Genomic DNA, 1566 nt, shown 5'->3' with positions numbered 1-1566 from the left:
GGAGATCTGCTTAACAAGCGATCGGTAACTAACCAGTGAGGCTCTGGTATACAAGTGCCTTGGCTTTTCAGTGTCATCGACTGGAAAGAGCAAATAGATGAAAACCGATAGCGCATAACGGTGTAAGCCGTCATGTGATTAAGCAGAAGTCAGCAGACGACATATTAGCCAAATGCCCATCGTAATGGTTGGGACACGGTGAAGGTCCGAACATTTAGAACAAAGGAGGAGCCTTGTCAGACTTGAATACACGAATGCCGTCCGGTAGTGACGTGACTCAGCGTACCGACAAGCAGCCAGCCTTTAGTGCAGATCTACTTGGGCTTATTCTTCGTCCAGCCAATATCTTGGCTGCATGGAAACGAGTTCGAGCCAACAAAGGGGCCGCTGGCATTGATGGGATGTCCATTGATGACTTCCCCGCTTGGGCAAAGGATGGAAACTGGAAACGTATTATGTCTGAGCTTTGCTCAGGTCAATACCAACCTTCACCCGTTCGGCGTGTGGAAATAGATAAACCAGATGGCGGTAAACGTCAGCTAGGTATCCCGACCATCGTTGACCGAGTGATCCAACAAGCCATTGCTCAAGTCCTTACGCCTATTTTCGACCCGACCTTCTCAGACAACAGTTTTGGGTTCAGGCCAAATCGAAATGGGCAACAAGCGGTGAAACAGGTACAAAGCATCATTAAAACGGGTCGCCGTTTTACAGTCGATGTTGATCTGTCTAAGTTCTTTGACCGCGTTAATCATGATTTACTTATGACGCTCCTTGGCTACAAAGTGAAGGACAAACGTCTACTTAAATTGATTAAACGTTATCTGCGAGCTGGGGTTATCGATAACCAGCTTTACGTGGAGAGCCGAGAAGGAGTACCACAAGGCGGGCCGTTGTCACCCTTGCTGTCCAACATCATGCTCGACCCTCTGGACAAAGAGCTTGAGAAACGAGGCCATCAGTTTGCCCGATACGCGGACGACTTTACCATTTTGGTAAAGACGCCGCGTTCGGGCAAGCGTGTGCTGAGTAGTATCAGCAGGTTCCTGTGTCACCGTTTGAAACTGGTCGTTAATACGACCAAAAGCCACGTCGTTAAAACCAGTGAAAGCAAATTCCTTGGATTCACATTCAACAGAGGACGCATTCAATGGCATCCGAAGACTTTGCTGAAGTTTAAACAGCAAGTTCGGCGGTTAACGAACCGTAACTGGGGCGTGTCTATGCATTATCAACTCTTTAAAATCAGTCAATATTTACGAGGCTGGATAAACTACTTTGGTATCGCTAATAGCTATCAACGATGTGTAGACTTAGATCATTGGATCAGGCGCAGAGTGAGAATGGCGTATTGGCGGCAGTGGCGAAGACCACGTACCAAAGTCAGAAGTTTAATGAGATTAGGTGTGCATGTACAAGCTGCGGTTGCGTGTGGCATTACCAGTAAAGGGCCATGGCGTAGTGCGAAAACTCCGGGGATCAATCAAGCCTTATCGCTTGATTACTTAAAATCCGAAGGGCTTTATTCGTTACGTGATGGTTGGATTGCGCTTCACTATCCTAAAT

1 protein-coding gene is annotated in these 1566 nt (G+C 47.3%); it reads left to right on the top strand.

Annotated features, from left to right (window positions below):
* Positions 1–233: 233 nt before the first annotated feature.
* The coding region (gene ltrA, locus CXF95_RS26140; protein WP_101197890.1) for a group II intron reverse transcriptase/maturase at positions 234–1566 on the top strand (1333 nt) is incomplete at its 3' end.

The organism is Paraglaciecola sp. MB-3u-78, assembly GCF_002835935.1.
In the GTDB taxonomy this organism is placed as follows: domain Bacteria; phylum Pseudomonadota; class Gammaproteobacteria; order Enterobacterales; family Alteromonadaceae; genus Paraglaciecola.
Note: the sequence above shows the minus strand (reverse complement) of the source record. Positions and strands in the feature narration are given on the sequence as shown.